This window comes from Vibrio sp. 99K-1 (genome assembly GCF_013114585.1).
In the GTDB taxonomy this organism is placed as follows: domain Bacteria; phylum Pseudomonadota; class Gammaproteobacteria; order Enterobacterales; family Vibrionaceae; genus Vibrio; species Vibrio chagasii_B.
Window position 1 is genome coordinate 133971 of sequence record NZ_VTXF01000003.1, and the last position, 16140, is coordinate 150110.

At 45.5% G+C, this 16140-nt stretch carries 16 protein-coding genes; 11 read left to right on the forward strand and 5 right to left on the reverse strand.

The annotated features are described in order from the left end of the window. Nucleotides 1-9: 9 nt before the first annotated feature. The 3 genes from yqiA to parC all read left to right on the forward strand — a co-directional run bounded on the left by yqiA (nt 10) and on the right by parC (nt 4997). Complete coding sequence (yqiA, locus tag F0228_RS03625; protein ID WP_061033393.1) at nt 10-615, forward strand: esterase YqiA; 606 nt, start codon at nt 10-12, stop codon at nt 613-615. Nucleotides 616-854: 239 nt separating this feature from the next. Then, the gene (parE, locus tag F0228_RS03630; protein WP_008222567.1) at nt 855-2735 is read left to right on the forward strand and encodes a DNA topoisomerase IV subunit B; all 1881 of its coding nucleotides are present in this window, start codon (nt 855-857) and stop codon (nt 2733-2735) included. 3 nt (nt 2736-2738) lie between these two features. Further along, nucleotides 2739-4997, forward strand: a complete 2259-nt coding sequence (gene parC / locus F0228_RS03635; RefSeq protein WP_102423068.1) for a DNA topoisomerase IV subunit A — start codon at nt 2739-2741, stop codon at nt 4995-4997. A 105-nt stretch (nt 4998-5102) separates the two neighbouring features. Here parC and degS read toward each other — a convergent pair whose 3' ends face one another. The 3 genes from degS to zapG form a co-directional block, all read right to left on the reverse strand. Then, the gene (gene degS, locus F0228_RS03640) at nt 5103-6167 is read right to left on the reverse strand and encodes an outer membrane-stress sensor serine endopeptidase DegS (protein WP_061033391.1); all 1065 of its coding nucleotides are present in this window, start codon (nt 6165-6167) and stop codon (nt 5103-5105) included. A gap of 160 nt (nt 6168-6327) precedes the next feature. After that, nucleotides 6328-7683 (reverse strand): DegQ family serine endoprotease, encoded by a 1356-nt coding sequence (locus F0228_RS03645; RefSeq protein WP_171761920.1) that lies wholly within the window; start codon nt 7681-7683, stop codon nt 6328-6330. 127 nt (nt 7684-7810) lie between these two features. Beyond that, the gene (gene zapG, locus F0228_RS03650; RefSeq protein ID WP_061033389.1) at nt 7811-8266 is read right to left on the reverse strand and encodes a Z-ring associated protein ZapG; all 456 of its coding nucleotides are present in this window, start codon (nt 8264-8266) and stop codon (nt 7811-7813) included. Nucleotides 8267-8485: 219 nt separating this feature from the next. Here zapG and zapE point away from each other — a divergent pair, with 219 nt between their 5' ends. The 8 genes from zapE to sspB all read left to right on the forward strand — a co-directional run bounded on the left by zapE (nt 8486) and on the right by sspB (nt 14827). Continuing rightward, nucleotides 8486-9589: a cell division protein ZapE gene (gene zapE / locus F0228_RS03655; RefSeq protein ID WP_171761912.1), complete on the forward strand. Its 1104-nt coding sequence runs from the start codon at nt 8486-8488 to the stop codon at nt 9587-9589. A gap of 247 nt (nt 9590-9836) precedes the next feature. Continuing rightward, a complete protein-coding gene (gene rplM / locus F0228_RS03660) occupies nt 9837-10265 on the forward strand; it encodes a 50S ribosomal protein L13 (RefSeq protein ID WP_004740759.1) in 429 nt (142 codons plus the stop codon). Between the two features lie 15 nt (nt 10266-10280). Further along, the gene (gene rpsI / locus F0228_RS03665) at nt 10281-10673 is read left to right on the forward strand and encodes a 30S ribosomal protein S9 (protein ID WP_004740758.1); all 393 of its coding nucleotides are present in this window, start codon (nt 10281-10283) and stop codon (nt 10671-10673) included. 331 nt (nt 10674-11004) lie between these two features. Then, entirely contained in the window at nt 11005-11595 is a 591-nt protein-coding gene (petA, locus tag F0228_RS03670; protein WP_004740757.1) for a ubiquinol-cytochrome c reductase iron-sulfur subunit, read from the forward strand. After that, nucleotides 11595-12860 (forward strand): cytochrome bc complex cytochrome b subunit, encoded by a 1266-nt coding sequence (locus tag F0228_RS03675; protein WP_008223666.1) that lies wholly within the window; start codon nt 11595-11597, stop codon nt 12858-12860. Before petA ends, F0228_RS03675 begins: the two co-directional genes overlap by 1 nt. Beyond that, complete coding sequence (locus F0228_RS03680; protein ID WP_171761913.1) at nt 12857-13594, forward strand: cytochrome c1; 738 nt, start codon at nt 12857-12859, stop codon at nt 13592-13594. Before F0228_RS03675 ends, F0228_RS03680 begins: the two co-directional genes overlap by 4 nt. A 97-nt stretch (nt 13595-13691) precedes the next feature. Then, complete coding sequence (gene sspA, locus F0228_RS03685; RefSeq protein WP_004740754.1) at nt 13692-14327, forward strand: stringent starvation protein SspA; 636 nt, start codon at nt 13692-13694, stop codon at nt 14325-14327. A gap of 5 nt (nt 14328-14332) precedes the next feature. Next, nucleotides 14333-14827 carry a ClpXP protease specificity-enhancing factor gene (gene sspB / locus F0228_RS03690; RefSeq protein ID WP_061033386.1) on the forward strand — a complete coding sequence of 165 codons (495 nt, stop codon included), beginning with the start codon at nt 14333-14335 and terminating at the stop codon, nt 14825-14827. A 99-nt stretch (nt 14828-14926) separates the two neighbouring features. Here sspB and F0228_RS03695 read toward each other — a convergent pair whose 3' ends face one another. Together F0228_RS03695 and F0228_RS03700 are read right to left on the reverse strand one after the other, a co-directional pair. Continuing rightward, entirely contained in the window at nt 14927-15532 is a 606-nt protein-coding gene (locus F0228_RS03695) for a BON domain-containing protein (RefSeq protein ID WP_171730860.1), read from the reverse strand. Nucleotides 15533-15548: 16 nt separating this feature from the next. Beyond that, nucleotides 15549-16139 (reverse strand): phosphoheptose isomerase, encoded by a 591-nt coding sequence (locus tag F0228_RS03700; RefSeq protein WP_004729817.1) that lies wholly within the window; start codon nt 16137-16139, stop codon nt 15549-15551. Nucleotide 16140: the final 1 nt, after the last annotated feature.

Sequence of the window (16140 nt, forward strand, 5' to 3'; positions counted from 1 at the left end):
TTGCTACCGATGTCTGATTCTATCAATCAAACCATAAAGCCATCACTGCTTCTCTATATCCATGGTTTTAATAGTTCATCACGTTCTCACAAAGCGATGGTGATGGCCGAGTATTGCGCGGAGCATCGCGCGGATATTAAGGTGCTAATACCGCAACTGCCGAGTTTCCCGCAACAAGCTGCCCTTTTCCTGCAGCAGCTCGTGGAGCAACACAAAGATCAATATCAGATTGCACTGGTCGGCAGCTCATTAGGCGGCTATCTTTCAACTTGGCTCAACAGTCATTATGGCTTTAAGGCGGTTGTGGTTAATCCCGCGGTGAAACCGTATGAACTGCTTGTGGACTATTTAGGTGAGCAAGTAAACCCATACACAGATGAACGATATGTACTGGAAACAAAGCATATTGATGAATTAAAGGCGTTAGATGTGCCAGATGTAGCAAAGCCAAGCGATTTCTGGTTACTTCAACAAACGGAAGATGAAGTTCTGGATTACCGACAAGCGGTTGAGAAGTATCAAGGTGCAACACAAACTGTAGAAGAGGGCGGAGATCATAGCTTTGTTGATTTTGAACGCTACCCACAACAAATCATCACCTTTCTACAGCTATAACCTATTTTATTCACTGAGTAGATTTCTCTCTTTTGCTTGTTATTTCATCTATCAATGGTGAAATATCATAGTTTGATGTCTTAGTTTTTGAACTAGCTTGACATCATTACTCAGCTTCCAGACTATATTCCCCAATACTTCGCTCGTTCGCTCTGCTATGACGGTTCATAGTAATGATTCTGCTTTAGTGAAACTGGAGCCAGCGAACTGACGCAAACTTTTTGAGTAAACTCCGTATTATGACTGAACAATATAATGCAAAAGACCTCGAGGTACTTGAAGGTCTCGACCCTGTGCGACACCGCCCAGGTATGTATACCGAGACAGAAAGGCCGAACCACCTTGCCCAAGAAGTCATTGATAACTCGGTCGATGAAGCTCTAGCGGGACACGCTAAGAAAATCAAAGTTGTGCTTCATGCAGACCAATCATTAGAAGTTACCGATGATGGTCGTGGTATGCCTGTCGATATCCACCCTGAAAAAGGCATCTCAGGTGTTGAGCTGATTCTAACCAAGCTCCACTCGGGTGGTAAGTTCTCGAACAACAACTACAAGTTTTCTGGTGGTTTGCACGGTGTAGGTATCTCGGTAGTAAACGCCCTGTCTAAGCGTGTTGAGGTTACGGTTCGCCGTGAAGGTCAAGTTCATGAAATCGCTCTAGAGCATGGTAAAGCGGTTACTGAACTGACGGTTACAGGCACTTGTGGTCATCGCAACAGTGGTACATCAGTACACTTCTGGCCTGACCCTAAATACTTCGATAGCTCTAAGTTTTCAACGCTTCGCCTAATCAACAATTTACGTGCGAAAGCGGTACTTTGCCCGGGGTTAGAAATCACCTTTAGCGACAAAGTGAACAATGAAGAACACAAATGGTTCTATGAAGATGGTCTAAAGGATTATCTTGCTGAAGGCGTAAAAGGTTATACCCTGTTGCCTGAAGAGCCTTATGTCGGTGAATTCGTTGCTGAAACGGAAATGGCGAACTGGGCGATCATTTGGCAACCAGAAGGCGGCGACATGATCACTGAGAGTTACGTGAACCTGGTACCGACTAAGCAAGGTGGTACGCACGTAAACGGTCTGCGCCAAGGTCTATTGGATGCAATGCGTGAGTTCTGTGAATTCCGTAATCTATTACCACGTGGCGTTAAGCTAACGGGTGATGACATCTTCGACCGCTGTTCATACGTGCTATCGGTGAAGATGCAAGATCCTCAGTTTGCAGGTCAAACAAAAGAGCGTTTATCTTCTCGTCAAACCGCTGCATTTGTTTCTGGTGTCGTAAAAGATGCCTTCAGCCTATGGTTGAATGAAAAACCACAACTGGCAGAGCAGTTAGCGGAAGCGTGTATTGCGAATGCGCACCGTCGTATGCGTGCCAGTAAGAAAGTAGTACGTAAGAAAGTCGCGTCTGGCCCTGCACTACCAGGCAAGCTAACCGACTGTTCGGTACAAGATTTGAATCGCACTGAAATCTTCTTCGTGGAAGGGGACTCGGCGGGTGGTTCTGCTAAGCAAGCTCGCGATCGTGAGTTCCAAGCAGTAATGCCATTGCGCGGTAAAATCCTAAATACATGGGAAGTGTCTGCAGACCAAGTATTGGCGTCTCAAGAGGTTCACGATATCTCAGTGGCTTTGGGTATTGACCCAGACAACGACGATTTATCAGGCCTGCGTTACGGTAAGATCTGTATCCTTGCCGATGCGGACTCGGATGGACTTCATATCGCGACACTACTATGTGCACTATTCACTCGTCACTTCAGCGCACTTGTTGAAGCGGGTCATATCTATGTAGCAATGCCGCCACTGTATCGTATCGACTGTGGTAAAGAGGTGTTCTACGCATTGGATGACGATGAGAAAGATGGCGTACTTGAGCGCTTGTCTAAGAAGAAATCCAAAATCAACGTACAACGATTCAAAGGTCTGGGTGAGATGAACCCACTTCAGCTACGTGAAACCACCATGGATCCAAATACTCGTCGCCTTGTTCAATTAACCATTGACGATAACGAAGCGACACTTGAGATGATGGACATGCTGCTAGGTAAAAAACGCGCTGATGATCGCCGTACATGGCTACAGACTAACGGTGATATGGCCGAGGTATAATGGATGTCTAACGAAATTACATTTGATGGCGTTGAACAATTGCCAATGCGCAAGTTCACCGAAGACGCCTACTTAAACTACTCAATGTACGTAATCATGGATCGTGCATTGCCTTATATCGGTGACGGCCTTAAGCCTGTACAGCGTCGTATTATCTATGCGATGTCTGAGCTTGGTCTATCTGCCGCTTCGAAATATAAGAAATCAGCACGTACCGTTGGTGACGTACTAGGTAAGTATCACCCGCACGGTGACTCTGCTTGTTACGAAGCCATGGTACTGATGGCACAGCCGTTCTCTTACCGTTACCCATTGGTAGATGGTCAAGGTAACTGGGGTGCTCCCGATGACCCGAAATCATTCGCAGCGATGCGTTATACTGAAGCGAAACTGTCTAAGTTTGCTGAGGTACTGCTTGGTGAATTAGGCCAAGGCACAGTTGAGTGGCAACCAAACTTTGATGGCACCATGAAAGAGCCACAAATGTTGCCCGCGCGTCTGCCTCATATCCTACTTAACGGTATTACTGGTATTGCAGTAGGCATGGCAACTGATATCCCACCACATAACGTGCGTGAGATTGCTGATGCGACGATTAAGCTAATCGATAGCCCTAAAGCTGAGCTATCAGACATCATGGAAAGCGTCCAAGGCCCTGACTATCCGACAGAAGCTGAGATTATTTCTCCGAAGTCGGATATCGAAAAGATCTACAAAACGGGTCGTGGCAGCATCAAGATGCGTGCGGTTTGGCACAAAGAAGGCTCTGATATTGTTATCACAGCTCTGCCTCACCAAGTATCGGGCGCTAAGCTACTTGAGCAAATCGCTAACCAGATGCGTGCTAAGAAGCTGCCAATGGTTGATGATTTGCGTGATGAATCCGATCACGAGAACCCAACACGTATCGTAGTGGTGCCTCGTTCGAATCGTATCGATTGTGATCAACTGATGAGTCACCTATTTGCTTCGACAGATCTTGAGAAGAACTTCCGTGTTAACTTGAACATGATTGGCTTAGACAATCGCCCTCAAGTTAAAGGCCTGGTACAAATTCTGAAAGAGTGGATTGAGTTCCGTCGCACAACGGTTCGCCGTCGTCTGCAACACCGTTTAGATAAAGTACTAGCTCGCCTACACATCTTGGAAGGTTTGCTGGTTGCTTACCTCAACCTTGATGAAGTAATTGAGATCATCCGAACTGAGGATGACCCTAAAGCGGTTCTGATGGAGCGCTTTGGTATTACGGAAATTCAAGCTGACGCTATCCTTGATACTAAACTTCGTCACCTTGCTAAGCTGGAAGAGATGAAAATCCGCGGCGAGCAAGATGAACTAGAGAAAGAGCGTGAGAAGCTAGAGAAGCTACTGGGCTCTGAGCGTCGTCTAAACACACTTATCAAGAAAGAAATTCAAGCTGACGCCGATAAATACGGTGATGACCGTCGTTCTCCATTAGTTGAACGTGCTGAAGCAAAAGCGATGACTGAGCGTGATTTGGTACCTAGCGAACCAATTACTGTTGTGCTGTCTGAGAAAGGTTGGATTCGTCATGCGAAAGGGCATGAGGTTGACGCTGAAGGCTTGAACTACAAATCGGGTGATAAATTCCTAGCGAGCGCCAAGGGTAAGAGTAATCAGCAAGCGGTGTTCCTTGGCAGTGATGGCCGAAGTTACTCCCTTGAGTCTCATTCATTACCATCTGCGCGAAGCCAAGGTGAGCCGATTACCGGTCGCTTGAACATAAGCGCAGGCACCTCTATTCGCCAAGTGGTGATGGGAGAAGATGAACAGCTATGGTTAGTTGGCTCTGATGCTGGTTACGGCTTTGTTTGTAAGGGTAGCGATCTGCTGTCTAAGAACAAGAGCGGTAAAGCTCTGGTTAACCTGCCGCAATCTTCAGAAGTGATGGCGCCTAGTCCGATTGCTGATTTGGAAAGTAACCAGATTCTAGCGATTACCAACCAAGGCCGCATGTTGTTGTTCCCAATAAAAGACCTACCTCAATTGAGCAAAGGTAAGGGTAACAAGATCATCAACATTCCTTCTGCGAAGGCTAAAGAGCGTGAAGAGTTTGTATCGCACCTGATGGCTATTCCTGAGAATGCAACGCTGACCATCTACGCGGGTAAACGTAAGCTTGGCTTAAAACCGGCTGACCTTGAAAACTTCCGTGGTGAACGTGGTCGTCGTGGCGGTCTACTGCCAAGAGGCCTACAGCGTGTGACTCGCATTGATATCGAAGAGCCAAGTGAATCGTAAAGACATTTGATGCTATCTTCGGATAAAAGAAAACCCAGCCTGTGAGCTGGGTTTTTTTGTCTTTGTCTGTCAGTTGCTTTTAATCACTTACTTTTAGCGTTTACTCTACAGGCGAGTATCTTCAGCAATCGTCACTTTGAGAGTCTTGTTTTCACCTTGGCGCAAGATGCCGACATCGATCACCGTACCTGGGCGTAGATCGGTAACGATATCCATCACGCTCTGGCGACCATTCACCTGATTATTGTTGATGCTGACAATAATATCTTGAGCTTCAAAACCTGCATCCGCAGCCGGACCATTTGGATCGATACCCAACACAACAATCCCACCGATATTCTTAGTACCCAACATGCGAGAAGTGACTGAGTTGATGTCTTGCCCGTCGATACCGATATAACCACGGATCACACGACCATCAGCGATGATCTTTTCCATGATTTTATTGGCAAGTGGGTAGGGGATAGCAAATGAAATACCGTAGGTTTCCATGTCGGTCGCTTGTTGGAAAGAGGCTGTATTGATGCCGACTAACTCACCCTGAGAGTTAACCAGAGCTCCACCAGAGTTACCTTCATTGATTGCCGCATCAGTCTGGATAAAGGCTTGATGGCCATCGGCACTGATCGAAGAGCGACCTGTTGCGGAGATGATGCCAAAGGTGGTCGTTTGACCTAGGTTGTATGGGTTACCGATAGCCAGTACCACATCACCGACATTGGCTTTGTAGTTCGGGTTGAGTGGAATCACCGGTAGGTTATCACCGCTGACTCTCAGTATCGCGATATCGGTGCGCTTGTCTGAACCGACAAGTTGCGCTGCTGCTACTCGGCCATCTTGAAGTGCGACAACAATTTGGTCAGCTTGAGCAACTACGTGGAAGTTGGTAATGATATAGCCTTTTTCGCTGACAATAACCCCCGAACCCAAACCTTGAGTCAGTAGTTTGTTACGATCACTTTCTGCGTATTTACGGCTGTAAATATTCACCACAGCAGGTGCAGCGCGGCGTACCGCTTGATTAAATGAAATCTGAAGAGAGCCAATATTATCGACTTTAGGGCTAGTCACATCTGCAACAATGGCTGGCCTTAAGCTAGGAAAGGCAAGAAGAATCAGCGCCGCTGAAACGAGTCCAAGGGAGATAGAACGAAATAGAAAGGCCAGCATGTTTCCCTCTTCGACAGGTAAGGTATTGAGCCTCCACGCATGGGTGACTAGTTTGATTTACTTGTGAAGCATAGCATTTTGATTCATCTAAAGAAAAGAGAGACTGAGTAAGTTTAAAGCAAACTTACTCAGTCTCCCTGTGTTTGTGTTGACGAACTCGTTAGCGAATTACGAGGTAGATGGTTCTGTCATCTCGCTGGATATTGAGTGCTAATACACCAGGTTGTTTTTCAACGATCGCTCTAAACTCGGCAAGGTTCTTAACGGGCTGGCGGTTCACTCCGATGATGATGTCATCTTTCTGGAGCTGATAAGCTTCCGCCGGTGAACCTTGAGCGACGCTAGATACTTTGACGCCTGTTGCAGAGTCATTACCAGTGGTGTTGGTAAGCTCTGCACCAGTTAGTCCTTCATGCAACTTTTCGGCCTTAGTCTTACTATTGGTTGACTCACCTAGCGTTACATCGAAGGTTTTATTCTTACCATCGCGAACCACACCTAACTCGATCTCTTTGCCTGCACCGAGCGTTGCGACTTTAGCTCTTAACTCGCTGAAGGTATCAATTCGCTTGCCATTAATAGAGATAATAATGTCACCCGCTTTTAAGCCAGCATCATCGGCGGCACTGTCTGGCACGACTTGGCTAACGAAGGCGCCTTTACTGGACTCGTAACCTAATGCCTCTGCAAGCTCTGAGGTGATCTCACCACCTTGAACGCCAAGCATGCCGCGTTTAACTTCACCGAAATCGATAATCTGTTCTGTCAGGTTTTTCATCATGTTGGATGGAATTGCAAAGCCGATACCGACATTACCTCCGTTGGGGCCAAGAATAGCTGTGTTGATACCAATTAGTTCACCGTTGAGGTTCACTAGCGCACCACCTGAGTTACCGCTGTTGATAGCCGCATCAGTTTGAATGAAGTTCTCAAAGTTCTCGAGGTTGAGGCCGCTTCGGCCAAGAGCGGATACGATGCCTGATGTCACGGTCTGGCCAAGCCCAAATGGGTTACCAATTGCGACAGTGAAATCACCCACTCTCAACTTATCGGAGTCTGCGAGTTTTATCTGAGTCAGGTTCTTAGCTTTTTCGAGTTTTAAGAGGGCAATATCGGACATCTGGTCACCGCCGATAAGCTCAGCATCGTATTCTCGACCGTCATGAAGTCTTACTTTGATATCGTCAGCACCATCAATTACGTGGTAGTTGGTGACGATATGGCCTTTCTTGGCGTCAATGATCACGCCTGAGCCTAAACCGCGAAATGGACGCTCACGTGTTTGCTCTGGGCCAAAAAAGAATTGGAATTGTTCAGGGATTTGCTGACGCTGTACCTGTTTGCCTTCAACGGCGATACTAACCACAGCGGGGGTCACTTGTTCAAGCATAGGCGCAAGGCTTGGTAATTGTTCATTACCCACACTTAATGGAAGTGCGGCGGTTGCTTGAATGGGGGTGATGATTGAACTTAAGCTTAAGGTCAGTACTGATAAAGCAAGCAAAGGTTTTTTCATCATAAACTCCTCTCTAGTTAAGGTCTTACCCCTCTCATTACGTGTGATACGTATGAGAAGTTTCAAATGACCTGAGTGAAAGTTATGACTCAAAAACCTTTGTAAAGTTCACCTAAGTGTTAAATGTTTATGATGCTTTTGCTGTGACGACATCTGGAGCATCAATGATTTCTTTCTTGTGTTCAGTAAACAAACCGGTTGCACCATTGGCGTAATCTTTAGGTTGCTCTTCCAGTGCCGCTTCTTTGGTTGCCGACTTTTCTTGTGGCTTTTCTGAATGGGCAGCCGCTGTCTTCACAAACGGGTTGTCTTGCTCTGGCAAATTAGGGATTAGCTCTGAGCTGGTTTTTTCCATGTGTTGGTACAGTTTTGTGTAGTCCTTACCTAAGGTGTCCAACATCTCTGCTGATTTCGCAAAGTGATCAGCCAGCTCTTGTCGCTGCTGCTCAAGGGCAAACTTTGCGCTATCCAATTCTTTCTGTACGTTCTTTTGCTTCTTGTATTCAGGTGTCATAAGACGAGAAATAGCGACCCCTAAAATAACTCCGACTAGTAAACCGGCAATGGCATACATCCAAGGCATAACAGCTCCTTATTATTGTTTTTTAACATGTTTGTTACTGCTTAGTTACACGTGCTACGGCTCCATGGTACTATGAGAAAGCCGCAGTATAAAGAGAAATGCATGTGCGCTACTTAGCAGTTTAATGCTGCATTATTCACCGCTTAATGTCACGTCTCTTACTGTTTGAACTTAATTTTATTCGCTGTCTGATATCGCTTTCATTGTGGAAATGTCGTCATGAATCCCGTCCAAAAATACGAACAAGATATAAAAGAGCATGGATTTCAAAGAGATCCAGCGCAAGAGCAAGCCGTAAAATCTTTAGATGAACTCTTTCATCAGTTCCAAGATTACGTAAATACTCCCATTCCTCAATTGACTCGATTCCAGAAATTGCTCGGTAAGAAGCCAGAGCTACCGACACCACCGAAAGGTCTCTACTTTTGGGGTGGCGTAGGGCGCGGTAAAACTTACCTTATGGATACGTTCTACGATGCCTTACCGACCACTAAAAAAATGCGAGTTCACTTTCACCGCTTTATGTATCGAGTGCATGATGAATTGAAGGCGTTGGGCAATGTCAGCGATCCACTGCCTTTGGTTGCTGATAAATTGAAGCAAGAGGCCGATATTATCTGTTTCGATGAGTTTTTCGTTTCCGATATCACCGATGCGATGATCTTAGGTACCTTATTCCAAGAGTTGTTCGCACGAAAGGTTATCTTGGTTGCAACCTCGAACATTCCGCCTGCTGACCTGTATCGTAATGGTCTGCAGCGTGCGCGTTTCTTGCCCGCGATTAAGCTGATTCAAGACAACTGCCATATTCTCAATGTTGATAGCGGCATTGATTATCGTCTGCGTACTTTAGAACAAGCTGAAATTTATCATTACCCATTAGATAGCCAAGCGAACATCAATCTTGAAAAGTACTACAACCAACTGGTTGGGGAAGATAAAGAGAGACTCAAGCAAATTGAAGTGAATCATCGTCAGTTAGACGTTATTGAAGCAAGCGATGGCGTGTTGCATGGTACTTTTGCTCAGCTTTGTCAGTCGGCTCGAAGCCAGAATGATTATATTGAACTGTCGCGCGTTTACCACACGGTTCTCTTGGCTGATGTACTGCAAATGGGCGCGACTTCCGATGACGCAGCAAGACGTTTTATCGCACTAGTGGACGAGTTCTATGAGCGGAATGTAAAGCTGATTATTTCTGCGGAAGTAGAGCTTGAAAATTTATATACCCACGGCCAGCTAGAGTTCGAATTTAAACGTTGTCAGTCGCGTTTAATTGAAATGCAGAGTCATGAATATTTAACAAAAGAGCACTTGAGTTAGCTAGGATTATCTCGATTGAGAAGTAGAAATAAAAAAATCGTGATTTTGTTCAAAAAGAGGTGATTTTTTCTTCGCTCTTCTCTATAATCCTGCGACCTACCGTTACTGCGGGCCTCTAACGATGAGTTAAATCACGTTATGCCAAGAGTTTTCCAACACTCGAAGGGGTGATGAATGGTGACTCTTAGACAGTGGGAATACGCGAGTATTCCTTAAGTGTAAATTTTTTAAATAGGTAATTATTAGCATGAAAACTTTCGTTGCTAAACCAGAAACTGTAAAACGCGACTGGTATGTTGTAGACGCTGAAGGTAAAACTCTTGGTCGTCTAGCAAGTGAAATCGCTTCTCGCCTTCGTGGTAAGCACAAAGCAGAATACACTCCTCACGTAGACACTGGTGATTACATCATCGTTGTTAACGCTGAGAAAGTTGCTGTAACTGGTAACAAAGCTAAGGGTAAGGTTTACTACCGTCACTCTGAGTTCCCAGGTGGTCTTAAGTCTATCACTTTCGAAAAGCTGATCGACAAGAAACCAGAAATGGTTCTAGAACTAGCTGTTAAAGGTATGCTTCCACGTGGTCCTCTAGGCCGCGCTATGTACCGTAAGCTAAAAGTATACGCTGGTGCTGAGCACAACCATGTTGCTCAACAACCACAAGTACTAGACATCTAATTGGGGATTATGAAAATGGCAGAGAATCAATACTACGGCACTGGTCGTCGCAAAAGCTCAGCAGCTCGTGTTTTCATCAAACCAGGTTCTGGTGAGATCGTAATCAACAAGCGTAGCCTTGATGTTTACTTCGGTCGTCCAACTTCTCGTATGGTTGTTAAGCAACCTCTTGAGCTAGTTGAACTAACTGAGAAACTTGACCTTTACATCACTGTTTCTGGTGGTGGTATTTCTGGTCAAGCTGGCGCAATCCGCCACGGTATCACTCGCGCTCTTATGGAGTACGATGAAACTCTACGTCCTGCTCTACGTGCAGCTGGCTACGTTACTCGTGACGCTCGTTGCGTTGAACGTAAGAAAGTTGGTCTACGTAAAGCACGTCGTAAACCTCAATTCTCTAAGCGTTAATTTTTCTTTACGAAAAAGTACACGCTCCCAGTTTTATTACTGGAATTGTGGTTCAAAGCTCGGCTATATGCCGGGCTTTTTGTTTTTCTCCCCCCTGCTAAATGCTTTTCCCCTCTCGTTTTATTTCCAAATTCTTGTATTTTGAAAGCTTTTGTAACTCAATGTGCGCTTTGCCTCATGATTGTTACAAAAAGGTAGCTTTATCTTGTCAAAAAGTAGGGTTTTATTTATCATTTGCCGTCAATAAATAGAACTAAATACATATTTTGTTAGCCATGCTCTTTAATCGGAATAATTTCAATCCACAAGGAGCAAATGGGAGAATGTTTGGATGAGCAACGCGCCTTTAAATAACGGTCGCAGGCGTTTCTTAACCGCAACAACAGCCGTTGTTGGTGGTTTGGGAGCTGCTGCTGTAGCCGTGCCTTTTATTAAATCATGGAATCCGAGTGCCAAGGCGAAAGCTGCGGGTGCACCGGTGGAAGTGGAAGTCAGCAAGTTAGAACCGGGACAAATGGTTCGTGTCGAGTGGCAAGGTAAACCTGTATGGGTTGTACGTCGTGCTGAGTCGGTACTAGAAAACCTAAAATCTATCGGTGGTCAACTTCGTGATCCTCAATCTGAAGCTGAACAACAGCCAGAATACGCACAGAACGAATTCCGTTCAATTAAGCCGGAATTCTTCGTTGCTGTTGGTTTCTGTACGCACTTAGGTTGTTCTCCGACTTACCTACCTGATTCTTTCGCAGAACAAGTACAAGGTGTTAAGTCTGGTTTCTTCTGTCCGTGTCATGGTTCGAAATTTGATATGGCTGGTCGAGTATTCCAAGGCGTACCTGCACCATTGAACCTTGTTGTGCCAAAGCATATGTATTTAAGCGACACCAAGATCCTGATCGGTATTGACGAGGGAGATGCATAATGCAAGGACTACTAGACTGGGTTGAAAAACGTATACCCGCGATGAATGCTTACAAAAAGCACTTATCTGAATACCCAATGCCTAAGAACTTTAACTTTTGGTACCTTTTCGGTTCTTTGGCAATGTTGGTATTGGTTAACCAAATCCTTACGGGTATTTGGCTAACAATGAACTACGTACCGTCTGGTGAGGGTGCGTTTGCTTCTGTTGAATACATCATGCGTGATGTGGAATACGGTTGGCTACTACGTTACATGCACTCGACAGGTGCTTCGGCATTCTTCGTTGTTATCTACCTGCACATGTTCCGTGGTCTAATCTACGGTTCTTACCAAAAACCTCGTGAGCTACTTTGGATCTTCGGTATGTTGATCTTCTTGGTGCTTATGGCCGAGGCTTTCATGGGTTACCTACTACCATGGGGTCAAATGTCTTACTGGGGTGCTCAGGTAATCATTTCTCTGTTTGGTGCGATTCCTGTTATCGGTGATGACCTAACGCTTTGGATCCGTGGTGATTACATCATCTCTGGTGCAACGTTGAACCGTTTCTTCGCACTGCACGTTATCGCGCTACCAATCGTACTTCTGCTGCTTATCGTGCTTCACGTACTAGCGCTGCACGAAGTGGGTTCGAACAACCCAGACGGTATCGAGACTAAGCTTCCTAAAGGCACAATGGGCGACGACTACAAAACTCAGTTCCCATTCCATAAAGATTACACGAAGAAATACGACATCATTGACTCTATTCCTTTCCACCCATACGGGACAGTGAAAGATATGGTTGGTGTTGCTGGTTTCCTATTCTTCTTCTGTTATGTGCTGTTCTTTAACCCAGAGATGGGTGGTTTCTTCCTTGAGCCGCCAAACTTTGAAGCTGCGAACCCGCTGAAGACACCTGAGCACATTGCTCCTGTATGGTACTTCACGCCGTTCTACGCAATCCTACGTGCGGTTCCTGATAAGCTGCTAGGTGTTGTAGCAATGGGTGCATCGATTGTTGTGCTATTCCTACTGCCATGGTTCGACCGTTGTAAAGTGCGTTCTTACCGTTACCGTAGCAAACTGCATTTGATTAACATCATCCAATTCACAATAAGCTTTATTGCGCTTGGTGTACTTGGTGCGCTTCCAGCAACACCAACATACACGCTACTAGCTCAAATCTTTAGCTTAGGTTACTTCATGTTCTTCGTTCTGCTGTGGTTCTACAGTAAAAATGAAGCGACGAAACCATTACCAGAAAGGGTGACATTCAAATGAAAAAGTGGATTGTAATTTTATTTGCTATGTTGCCGTCACTGGCGATGGCAGCGGGTGCAAACGTACCATTAGACAAAGCGAACAATGACTTAACGGACAAAGCTTCATTGCAAAATGGCGCTAAGATGTTCATGAACTACTGTTTTGCTTGTCACTCAACGCAATACCAACGCTATGAGCGTGTTGCGAATGACTTAGAGATCCCTGTTGATCTAATGAAGGAAAACCTGATTTTTGACCCTGAAGCGAAAATTGGTGACCTAATGGTTAATGCGATGCCTTCTGAGCAAGCGGCAAGCTGGTTTGGTGCTCCGCCGCCGGACCTAACTTTGGTTGCTCGTGTTCGTGGTGCTGACTGGCTATACACGTATCTTCGCACTTTCTACGAAGACCAGTCTCGTCCATTTGGCGTGAACAACATTGTTTTCCCAAGTGTTGGTATGCCGCACGTTCTTGAAGAGCTGCAAGGTATCCCTACACCAATCTACGATACTCACATTGTAGATGGCGAAGAAGTAACAGTGGTTGTTGGTACTGAGACTGATGGCTCTGGTGAACTAAGTGCTGGTGAATACGATGAAGCGGTTCGCGACCTAGTTAACTTCCTAGTTTACTCGGGCGACCCTGTTCAACTTGAGCGTCATGCTCTAGGTTGGTGGGTAATGGCTTTCTTAGTAATCTTCACTATCATTGTGATTCTGCTGAAGAAAGAGTATTGGCGTGATGTGCACTAATTGTGCTATAATACCGTGCTAATTCCCAAATTATGTTAATGTTCAATGGAGGCTTTAGGCCTCCATTGTTTTTATTTAAAGTGTACTGGAGGGCTCCATGGCTGTAGCTGCCAATAAACGTTCTGTAATGACTCTTTTCTCAAGTGCTTCTGATATGTATAGCCATCAGGTGCGCATCGTTCTTGCTGAAAAAGGCGTAAGTGTTGAAGTTGAGTTGGTTGATGAAAAAAATCTTCCAGCAGAGCTTGTTGAACTGAACCCGTACAAATCAGTACCAACTCTTGTTGATCGTGAGCTTGCTCTATACGACTCTAAGATCATCATGGAATACTTAGATGAGCGTTTTCCTCATCCACCATTGATGCCTGTATACCCGGTTGCTCGTGGTAACAGCCGTCTAATGATGTACCGCATCGAGCGCAACTGGTATTCAGTTGCAGAGAAGATCGTTAAAGGCAACGCTGAAGAATCTGAAGCAGCACGTACTAAACTACGTAACGATCTACTGACTCTGGCTCCTATCTTCGCAGAGTACGAGTACTTCATGAGCGAAGAATTCAGCCTAATCGATTGCTACCTTGCTCCGCTACTATGGCGTTTACCTGAGCTTGGTATCGAGCTAATTGGCCCTGGTTCTAAAGAGCTTAAAGTTTACATGAACCGCGTATTTGAACGTGATTCATTCCTAGCTTCTTTAACGGAAGCTGAGCGCGAGATGCGACTAGTTCGCTAAGCGTTATGGATATCTCAAATATGACACCACGCCGACCATACATGCTTCGTGCATTCTATGATTGGCTGGTTGATAACGAATTGACTCCACACCTTGTAGTTGAAGCAACACTACCAGGCGTGCGAGTTCCAGAAGAGTTTGTTCAAGATGGTCAGATCATTCTGAACATCGCACCTCGTGCAGTTGGACAACTTGAGCTGGGTAATGAAGCTGTGACGTTTAGCGCTCGTTTTAGTGGTCGTCCTCACTCTGTGATCGTTCCACTTTATGCTGTACAAGCGATTTACGCTCGTGAGAATGGTGCTGGTACCATGTTTGAACCTGAAGAGGCTTACATGGAATCGTTCGAAGAAGGGATTGAAGAAAGTCCTTTCGAAGAGCCAGAAAAAGGCCCATCTTTGAGTGTTGCTACGGTTGAACCAGAAGCTGAAGAGCCAGACTCAGATCCTGAGCCACCTCGCCCGGCAAAAGGTCGTCCAAGCCTTCGTGTTATCAAATAACGTTATTTATAAGTAACGACTCAATAAAAAAGCAGCGACTCATCGCTGCTTTTTTCTTTTCTGTTACCTGCTGATTTCTTTGCAGTTTTAGCTTAATCGCTAGTTAACGGCTGTCTCTTCTTCACCATATTCAAATGCTCGGATTACCTGCTTCACACCGGAAATGTTGCGTGCAACTTCCGTCGCGATATCTGCGTGTTCACGAGATACTAAGCCCAGTAAGAATACTTCTGAATCTTCAGTGATGACTTTCACCTTGATGCCGTTCAGCTCAGAGTTAGCCAGCAGAGCCGATTTCACTTTAGTGGTAATCCAGCTGTCTTTGCTGATAGCGCTAACAGAGAGAGGCTCTTTCACGCGAATCTGATTGTGAATTGTTTCGACGCCAGGTACATCTTTCGCTTGGCTCTCAAAAGAGCGGCGTTCAGCATCTGTTGTTGCTTGGCCCATTAATACCACCGAGCCGCGGTAAGAGCTTGCTGTGACACGAACGCTACCACGGTATGGCTGTTTGTTAGTGATGGCTGCGACTTCAAATTCGATATTGTTGTCGTTCCAAATCTCTTTAGTGGTTCGCGTGTCAGTGACAATGTTTGCAGTGGTTGCTGCACCAGCAATGAAAATGCCAGCACAACCAGACAAAGATAGTGTAAGTAGCGAAACACTAATCAGCTTCAATAGCGTCTTAGAGGTAAATGATTTCATTGTGATGCTCCGTATATCACTCTTCGTGAGCAGGGAAGAGTACTTGATCGATTAGGTCACATAGGCAGTGTAGTGTCACCATGTGCACTTCATGAATGCGCGCTGTGCGGTGTGACGGGATACGAATTTCTACATCGTGCTCACCAAGCAAACCTGCCATTTCACCACCATCTTTACCGGTAAAGGCGATGATAGTCATGTCACGAGTTACCGCTGCTTCCATCGCTTTAATGATGTTCTTGCTGTTACCGCTAGTCGAGATAGCCAGTAAAATATCACCCGTTTGACCAAACGCACGCACCTGTTTAGAGAAGATCTCTTCGTAGTGGTAGTCGTTTGCAACCGCAGTAAGCGTGGTGTTATCAGCTGTAAGGGCCATTGCTGGTAGGCTAGGGCGCTCGGTTTCAAAACGGTTAAGTAGGCATGATACAAATTGCTGAGCGTTTGATGCGGATCCACCATTACCACAACATAGGATTTTGTTTCCGTTGAGCAAGGTAGCAACCATAGCTTGAGCGGCGTGCGTGATTGCATCTGGTAGTGCTTCTGCAGCCGCAATTTGGATTTGAATACTTTCTGTAAAACTTTCTTTAATGCTGTCTAGCATG

Coding starts and splice junctions, on each gene's coding strand:
- yqiA (WP_061033393.1), top strand. CDS start 10: ATGTCTGATTCTATCAATCAAACCATAAAGCCATCACTGCTTCTCTAT.
- parE (WP_008222567.1), top strand. CDS start 855: ATGACTGAACAATATAATGCAAAAGACCTCGAGGTACTTGAAGGTCTC.
- parC (WP_102423068.1), top strand. CDS start 2,739: ATGTCTAACGAAATTACATTTGATGGCGTTGAACAATTGCCAATGCGC.
- degS (WP_061033391.1), bottom strand. CDS start 6,167: ATGCTGGCCTTTCTATTTCGTTCTATCTCCCTTGGACTCGTTTCAGCG.
- F0228_RS03645 (WP_171761920.1), bottom strand. CDS start 7,683: ATGAAAAAACCTTTGCTTGCTTTATCAGTACTGACCTTAAGCTTAAGT.
- zapG (WP_061033389.1), bottom strand. CDS start 8,266: ATGCCTTGGATGTATGCCATTGCCGGTTTACTAGTCGGAGTTATTTTA.
- zapE (WP_171761912.1), top strand. CDS start 8,486: ATGAATCCCGTCCAAAAATACGAACAAGATATAAAAGAGCATGGATTT.
- rplM (WP_004740759.1), top strand. CDS start 9,837: ATGAAAACTTTCGTTGCTAAACCAGAAACTGTAAAACGCGACTGGTAT.
- rpsI (WP_004740758.1), top strand. CDS start 10,281: ATGGCAGAGAATCAATACTACGGCACTGGTCGTCGCAAAAGCTCAGCA.
- petA (WP_004740757.1), top strand. CDS start 11,005: ATGAGCAACGCGCCTTTAAATAACGGTCGCAGGCGTTTCTTAACCGCA.
- F0228_RS03675 (WP_008223666.1), top strand. CDS start 11,595: ATGCAAGGACTACTAGACTGGGTTGAAAAACGTATACCCGCGATGAAT.
- F0228_RS03680 (WP_171761913.1), top strand. CDS start 12,857: ATGAAAAAGTGGATTGTAATTTTATTTGCTATGTTGCCGTCACTGGCG.
- sspA (WP_004740754.1), top strand. CDS start 13,692: ATGGCTGTAGCTGCCAATAAACGTTCTGTAATGACTCTTTTCTCAAGT.
- sspB (WP_061033386.1), top strand. CDS start 14,333: ATGGATATCTCAAATATGACACCACGCCGACCATACATGCTTCGTGCA.
- F0228_RS03695 (WP_171730860.1), bottom strand. CDS start 15,532: ATGAAATCATTTACCTCTAAGACGCTATTGAAGCTGATTAGTGTTTCG.
- F0228_RS03700 (WP_004729817.1), bottom strand. CDS start 16,139: ATGCTAGACAGCATTAAAGAAAGTTTTACAGAAAGTATTCAAATCCAA.